This window comes from Nostoc sp. FACHB-152 (assembly GCF_014697475.1).
GTDB lineage: Bacteria > Cyanobacteriota > Cyanobacteriia > Cyanobacteriales > Nostocaceae > Nostoc_B.
Genome location: NZ_JACJRV010000152.1, coordinates 1 through 6,717 on the forward strand (window position 1 = coordinate 1; position 6,717 = coordinate 6,717).

8 protein-coding genes are annotated in these 6,717 nt (G+C 40.2%); 1 reads left to right on the forward strand and 7 read right to left on the reverse strand.

The window, feature by feature from the left end; genetic code table 11:
- Positions 1–269: 269 nt before the first annotated feature.
- The 7 genes from H6G76_RS35680 to H6G76_RS35710 form a co-directional block, all read right to left on the reverse strand.
- Positions 270–755 (reverse strand): allophycocyanin, encoded by a 486-nt coding sequence (locus tag H6G76_RS35680; protein WP_190710915.1) that lies wholly within the window; start codon positions 753–755, stop codon positions 270–272.
- A gap of 194 nt (positions 756–949) precedes the next feature.
- Entirely contained in the window at positions 950–1,237 is a 288-nt protein-coding gene (locus tag H6G76_RS35685; protein ID WP_190710916.1) for a pentapeptide repeat-containing protein, read from the reverse strand.
- Between the two features lie 140 nt (positions 1,238–1,377).
- A complete protein-coding gene (locus H6G76_RS35690) occupies positions 1,378–1,650 on the reverse strand; it encodes a hypothetical protein (protein ID WP_190710917.1) in 273 nt (90 codons plus the stop codon).
- A gap of 99 nt (positions 1,651–1,749) precedes the next feature.
- Positions 1,750–3,405 (reverse strand): PRC-barrel domain-containing protein, encoded by a 1,656-nt coding sequence (locus H6G76_RS35695; protein ID WP_190710918.1) that lies wholly within the window; start codon positions 3,403–3,405, stop codon positions 1,750–1,752.
- Between the two features lie 16 nt (positions 3,406–3,421).
- Positions 3,422–3,619, reverse strand: a complete 198-nt coding sequence (locus H6G76_RS35700) for a hypothetical protein (RefSeq protein WP_190710919.1) — start codon at positions 3,617–3,619, stop codon at positions 3,422–3,424.
- A gap of 377 nt (positions 3,620–3,996) precedes the next feature.
- On the reverse strand, positions 3,997–4,593 hold the full coding sequence (locus tag H6G76_RS35705; protein WP_190710920.1) for a DUF4833 domain-containing protein: 597 nt from the start codon (positions 4,591–4,593) through the stop codon (positions 3,997–3,999).
- Positions 4,583–5,359, reverse strand: a complete 777-nt coding sequence (locus H6G76_RS35710) for an acyl-CoA desaturase (protein ID WP_242056678.1) — start codon at positions 5,357–5,359, stop codon at positions 4,583–4,585. Before H6G76_RS35710 ends, H6G76_RS35705 begins: the two co-directional genes overlap by 11 nt.
- 551 nt (positions 5,360–5,910) lie before the next feature.
- On the opposite strand from H6G76_RS35710, the gene H6G76_RS35715 reads away from it, so the two are divergent.
- Complete coding sequence (locus H6G76_RS35715; RefSeq protein WP_242056679.1) at positions 5,911–6,666, forward strand: hypothetical protein; 756 nt, start codon at positions 5,911–5,913, stop codon at positions 6,664–6,666.
- Positions 6,667–6,717 lie beyond the last annotated feature (51 nt).

Here is a 6,717-nt window from a genome sequence, read left to right on the forward strand (position 1 = left end):
GCCTATTTTATTAACCCAGATTTTTGCCAAGCTTACTTCTTTAGGACGTATTCATCCCGTTTCTACAGGCATTAAACCCTCGTAAATTGGCTAAGGTATTGATATCATTATCTTCTACTTCATGTGATAGATTCCCAATATAAACTGACATACAATCTCTCCTAATTAAATAATAGTAATGAGGTAAATAATGCCACTCTTTCAAAACCAGATGCTAAGGGTATTACGGCTCGTCGCTAGACATCGCTCTTCTGGTGATTATTGTCTGTCTATTGAAGATTATTAATTAGATAGTCGAAGTAAATGCCAACAACGCTGGCATCTTCTCCAGACAACATTGAGGTAGTGATATTCTTCATAGCACGGATACTTTCGACAACGGCATCAATTGGGGTACCGAGAGATCTGTACATTTGCCGAACACCAACAATCCCGATCTCTTGAATTGGCATAGTATCTCCGGCCGCTACACTATAAGTAATCAACCGCAGGTAGTAATCCATATCGCGCAAGCAGGTGGCTGTCATATTTTCGCCGTAGGCATTGCCACCTGGCGCAACAAGTTTTGGAAATCTCTGAAACAATTGCTTTGCAGCTTGCTTAATAATGCGATCGCGGCTTTGAGTTATAGCTTCCACCAGTTGTAGACGGCTTTGGCTGCTGTTAACAAATATCTTGATCTGGTCTAGTTCTCCAGGAGTGAAATAGCGAACCTCTGCATCTGCATTGAGAATCATCTTGGTAATAATAGTCATTTACGAACTCCTGAAAGATTTAAATTACGTTTACGCATATTGAAGACTGCCGCCATGAATAGCATTACAAGGTGCTGTTTCATTTCTAGGTTGATTTGATTAACTACGATATAAAAATAATCTGTGGCATCTAGCGATGAGCAGTGCCATTAGATTAAAGGCACTGCTCATCAACAACAGATTTATGTCAAGCGTTAGCTAAAGAAATAATTGGCAGACTCTAAGAGATCATTGTGTTTTCTTCCATTAGGCATTTTTGCCCCCCTCAGATTCGCTCTACTGAAATTGGCTCCTTTTAGTCCAGCCCAGTTTAAATTAGCGTTGCTTAAATCGGCGCCGCTCAAGTCTGCGTTACTCAAATGTGCGCCACTCAAATCTACTCCACTTAAATTAGCTTTAGGTAGGCTTATTCCTCTCCAGTCTGCCTGTCTAAAATTTCTTTCTCCGGCTGCATATCGTTTTAAAACTTCATTGGCATCCATATTGGCTGCCTCACAATGTGTAGCGTTATCGCTGTTTATATATTTATTATAACTCACAATCTATCATTATAACATCACCAGTTTCAGGGCGATCGCATCTTATTAGGTTGTGTTGCTCAATGGAGTTCCATTAAAGTCAATCAACTGTTCTGTAATATTTTTTGCGAAACAACTATCTGATTTGCTTCCTCAACTGCGGCATTCAGTGCTTGATAAGCTGTTTCATAACAACCAAATAAGCAGGAGTCAAAGTCTGCAATAGGGGATGGGTTGCGCTCTAATACGTTATCGATAGCGATCGCGTAAGAATACTTTTTTTGATCTAAAGGGTGGGGATGTACTGCCACATACCACTGTATGGTAATTTCACCCTCAGATTTAGTCCCATCTTTTTCTAGGATTGGTTTGTCCATTGTTGCCTCAACTCCTGATCGCTTTAGCTGATAATCACTAAAGTACTTTAATTAGATGCGGAAAACATCTATTTGGGAGAATAGTAAAGGTGTTAAACATTAGTTTACCAAGATTGATTTAGATTCAAGTTGCGATCGCCCATTACCGTGATCCACCAGTGCTGCCATTCCGTGTTCTGAAGCACGTAACTCTTTGTCGGAGATTTCTGGCTCCTTGGTATAGACTGAACTCAGCAAGATATTCAAAACTCCACTTTCTTCAGCTTGACGGACGGCGCGGTGCGTAATCAGTTCGCCCACATTCAGAATTACGTTGTCTTGTGGGTCAAGAATGACACGGGTAACTGGACGACCCAATGCTTGTTCAATCCGTTGCTTCTTGATTGCCCTTGTGCTGCGTCCTTGTAGATTTTCAGACTGCTTTTTCAAGGCTTGCCAGAAAGTTTTTAGGTTCTCTTGAGCAATATTTGCGTCGTCGCGCAGTTGAACTTTGGTTTCTAACCATGTGTCATTAGCACTAGAACGAACTGCGGTTGCCAGATCTAGACCAACGGCGTTGAGTAATTCTGCTTCTTTACCGTAAATCTGGGTACGATCAAGGACGGATTCGGTCACAATCTGCCCAGATGCCGCAATAATTAAGCCATCATTAGCACGCACTGTTTGCAAGACTCTGCGCCCTTTTGCTTGCTGAATAGTCACCTGTGCTGCCAGCCCATCAACTGAGTGACGCAGATTAGTGACGCTACTGTGAGTTGCGCTCCCAATTCGATTGCTAGTAGATTCTGCGGCTGCTTGCAGATTGCGGCTGATGTTTGCAGTCAGACTGCCACCTGTGGCTCGATAGAGTTGATCAAGAATACCCAGGCGATCGGCTGCTTCTGCATCGACTAGGGTGACTTCCTGCCCCTGTATTAGCAATACATTCTCATCTGGAGTCAGCACATCCCGCTCAACCTGCTTACCAATCACGTATAACTTTTGCTCCGCAGGGTCAACCAAATTATTAGTCAGCGCAACAGTTGCATCTCGATTGAAGTCTTGCATTTTGCTGCTAGTAGCGTCAGTTGCGCTCTGCAACTGCTCACCTGCATTCTGCCTTGCTTCCTGGAGACTACGGTTCACGTTCTCTACCGAGCTTTGCAGTTGCTCATTCACAGTTTGAACTGCTGTTTGCAGTCTGCGGTTAGCAGTCTCCGCCGAGTATTGGAATTTCTCGTCAGTTGCGTTAACCGCTCCTCGGATACCACCGACCTGTTCTGCCATCATTTGAGCCGTTTCTGGAGGCACAAAAGCAACATCGTCACCAATTTTCAGCGTTTCAGGGGCCGGAACGAACGATCGCCCAGAGTAAGCATCGGCAAACACACCACCAGAAACTTCGTATCCTTCCACTAGTCCACTATGCTCATCAAAGAACAAATCAACCAGTCCGCCAAGATCGAGTCCCTCTGTGGTAAGAATTCTCGTGCCTCTTAGCACGATATTCTGACGCAAAATCTCTTTAATTGCCGGAAAACGATGTGCCTCAACAACAGATTTTTTCGAGTTAACGACGATCGCATCTAACCCGATAGCTTGCACCTCTTGCAAAGGAATCACTTTTGCATCTCGAAACAATCCCTTCTCTTTTACCAGGAAGCCTAAAAGTTGATTGCGTTTTTGATCAAAAATTAAATCTTGAATTCGCTCAATTTTTTTACCCGCGTCGTATGTGACGACCACTTTATTGATAATATCACTACCTTTACGCATCTATTCCTCGCAGTTTTTATTGATTAGGTTTTCCAATGACTTGTTCGTTCGTGGGCTGACTTTTTAGCTGAAAAAATCGTCCCTCTCGACCAAAACCAGGAACAATATTCATCACGCCAAAGTATTCGTAAATTACTCCGAACATGGCGATAATGATCATGAGAATGGTGATGTTGGCTCCAGTATGAGAGCGATGTCCTACGAGTCTTGGCATTTTTTCCTTTTATTTCTTTTATTTATTGTTGTTTTTATAGCTAAACTTGCTGTCAATGTTAGACAAGATTATTTCCAAAAAGAATATAATTCATCTATCTATTTCTCGGAATATACCTTCGCTCACTTTGGCTAACAATAAATTAAAAAGATATACTCCCAAAGATAGATATTAAATTTAGTTAATTTCAAGTTCTCAAATTTATTTTTAACCATAATTATATTGTAGTACTAAAAGATTTTTTTAGTTAATTTACTGGTATGATATTTTTAAAAGCTCAAGCTTAATAGATATGCTTTCACGAGGTTTTTAGTCCCCCAATCTATTACGGCTAAAATTACCCAGTATTTTTAAAATCTTTGAGTTGGTTTCGTCTATCAGATTCCAAAAGAACACTGTGAAGGGCAGGGAATTATTTCCTCGACTGCTTGCTGACTATTATTGAAGCCAGAGACAGTAATACTAACAACTTTACCCCCAATTGTTAAGCCAAAAAATCTTTTGAGATTGGCTAGAGAAAGATAAAAATTAGACAGTGCAGCAGGTTCTTCATTAATTACCATTAATGCTTTGGCTCGACAAATGCCGTCGTTGGCTCTTAAGGTTTGTATTGTTATAGGTTTTTTCATACCTCTACTTTCAAACACCCTGAGTGAAATATTTACTTTGTCCCCTAATATAGATTGTGTAGCTATATCAAAAGCGGGACGTTGTTCTTGTGAAAGGTTTTTAGTTGAGCCATTCTTCATTCGCCAGTAGGCAAAGACTGGCTTACTCCCGTTTGGTGAGCAATCTTGATTCAATTTTATGCCGTAATGTACTTGATTCTTGTTATTGTTACTCGACACAAAGAACATACTAGGAATATTCTCGGCGAGTGATGGTGCAATAGGAAATAATAGTATTCCTAAGTTGAGCAAAATGCTACCAAACAAGCGTAAATGAGGGTTGAATATCTGTTGTTTACTCAGCATTAATATCACCAATTCTGATAATTTTAGAAGTTTGAGGTGTGAGAATTAAAGACAAATGTTTATAGATTGCTTGGGGAGGAGTTCTTAAATCCCAAACTATTCCTAGCCATGAAAGTAGTTTCAGGATGTAATGAGTAACATCTATTTCCCACCAGTAGAAACCTTGCCGTTCTGAAGCCGGATAATAATGATGATTATTATGCCAACCTTCGCCGAGAGTTATGAGAGCTAAAAACCAATTATTGCAACTAGTATCTGTTGTATTAAAACGGCGATCGCCAAAGATATGAGCCAGAGAATTAATTGTAAAAGTCGTGTGATAAAGTAGTAAAGTACTTAAACAAAATCCCCACACAAGCATCTGTAAAGCAGTCGTTTTTAGCTGTGGAATATACAATTGAAGCACTAGACCAATGGCAGTTACAGCGATTCCTAGCACAATAGGAGCAATCATATGGAAACGGTTTAACCACCGCAACTCTGGATATTTGGCAAAATCTCGGACTAGCTTTTCGTCTGTTTTGGAATATTTCGGACACATCACCCAGCCAACGTGCGACCAGCAAAAACCATGAACAACCGGAGAATGAATATCCTGTTCTGTATCTGCATAGCGGTGGTGATGGCGATGATGTGCTGCCCACCATAGTGGGCCTAATTGAGCAGAAGAATTGCCTAAAACAGCAAGAATAAATTGAAACCAACGCGTTGTTTTATAAGTGCGATGTGAAAAATAACGGTGATACCCTGCTGTAATTCCAAACATTCTTATGAACCAAAGAATGAGGCAGGTAAAGAGAGCAGCCCAACTAAAACCTACCCAAAAAATTAATAGGCTACTGATATGAATTGATATAAAAGGAATATTACCTAAAATATCTATTTTAGGTTCTTGTCTTGATAACATAAACTGCCAGCTTTTGAATCAGGTTCACAAATAGCAATGATTACTCTTAAAAAACTTAGTTTGAAATATTTGTAATATTGCAACTTCTGGTTATAATAATCAGCTTTCTATCTGCTGTCATTGCTCTAAAGAGCTAACCAGTATTTATAGAGAAGTGCTACCTCTTTACTTTTCCAACATGACAAATCGGTGTTTGAGATGAAGTTGTGGCAAAGGTTAGAATTGTATAAGATGAGTGAATAGTGTTTGAATTTGTTACAAAACTTGAAATCCTGTGATTAAATTACAGTCGGATTTTGACTGTTGTATGATTTAACTAGAGCAAAAGATATTTAGCATAAGAAAAAGTATAAAATTCTTGGTATTCATAAAAATTTAAGTTGTGAATTTGAATATGAGTTTTTTGTCTTATGGTCAGGCGATCGCTCCAAGCATCACACATTGGCATTCAACAGGCTAAAAGAGCGTTTGCCCGCAAGGGTTGGACTCAGGAAAATTTGGCGTTAGAAGTTGGTTTAAAGACTCGACAACCTATTTGGCGGTTTTTCTCTGGCCGTCCAGTTGAGCGTCATATATTTTTAGAAATTTGTTCCATATTGGAATTGAATTGGCGGGAAATCGCTGCCGATCCTCCAGACGAATTCGCCGATCCCACAGAAGTTGCCCAGGCTCCTGTCTTAGATATTGATGCCTTGGTGCAACAAGTGCGGGAGCAACGCTATGAAAAAATTCAAGACCAATGCGGGATTTTACAGTTATTAGATATGGGTTATCCCGTTGCGATCGATGATATATATATTGATGTCAATATTCTAGAAAACATCCCCAGCCAACAGTGGCTAGATATTTCTAAACTGCAAAACCTCCAACCAACTGAATTTGACCGCTTTGGCTTAGGGGAGGTTGAACAGAAACAAATACCAGGTATGCAGGCAGTCGAAACTTACTCTAAACTCAGGGTGCTGGGTAAACCAGGAGTAGGTAAAACTACCTTTTTGCAACATCTTGCTATTCAATGTAACCAAGGCGTATTTGCAGCAAACCAAGTTCCTGTTTTCATCGTCCTGAGGAATTTTGCTGAAGAATATGGGGTAAGTGGCGAATTCAGCCTCTTACCTTGCGGGGGGACAAAATGGTCTAGAATGCTTATCTTACAAAGAGTGTAGCAATTTGTGGTAAAAGAAAAAGAGCATTTATTCGCAATAAGCTCTATTTAA

Bases quoted from the DNA above. Each gene is read 5' to 3' on its own strand.
- H6G76_RS35680 (WP_190710915.1), bottom strand. From the start codon at position 755: ATGACTATTATTACCAAGATGATTCTCAATGCAGATGCAGAGGTTCGC.
- H6G76_RS35685 (WP_190710916.1), bottom strand. From the start codon at position 1,237: ATGGATGCCAATGAAGTTTTAAAACGATATGCAGCCGGAGAAAGAAAT.
- H6G76_RS35690 (WP_190710917.1), bottom strand. From the start codon at position 1,650: ATGGACAAACCAATCCTAGAAAAAGATGGGACTAAATCTGAGGGTGAA.
- H6G76_RS35695 (WP_190710918.1), bottom strand. From the start codon at position 3,405: ATGCGTAAAGGTAGTGATATTATCAATAAAGTGGTCGTCACATACGAC.
- H6G76_RS35700 (WP_190710919.1), bottom strand. From the start codon at position 3,619: ATGCCAAGACTCGTAGGACATCGCTCTCATACTGGAGCCAACATCACC.
- H6G76_RS35705 (WP_190710920.1), bottom strand. From the start codon at position 4,593: ATGCTGAGTAAACAACAGATATTCAACCCTCATTTACGCTTGTTTGGT.
- H6G76_RS35710 (WP_242056678.1), bottom strand. From the start codon at position 5,359: ATGTTTGGAATTACAGCAGGGTATCACCGTTATTTTTCACATCGCACT.
- H6G76_RS35715 (WP_242056679.1), top strand. From the start codon at position 5,911: ATGGTCAGGCGATCGCTCCAAGCATCACACATTGGCATTCAACAGGCT.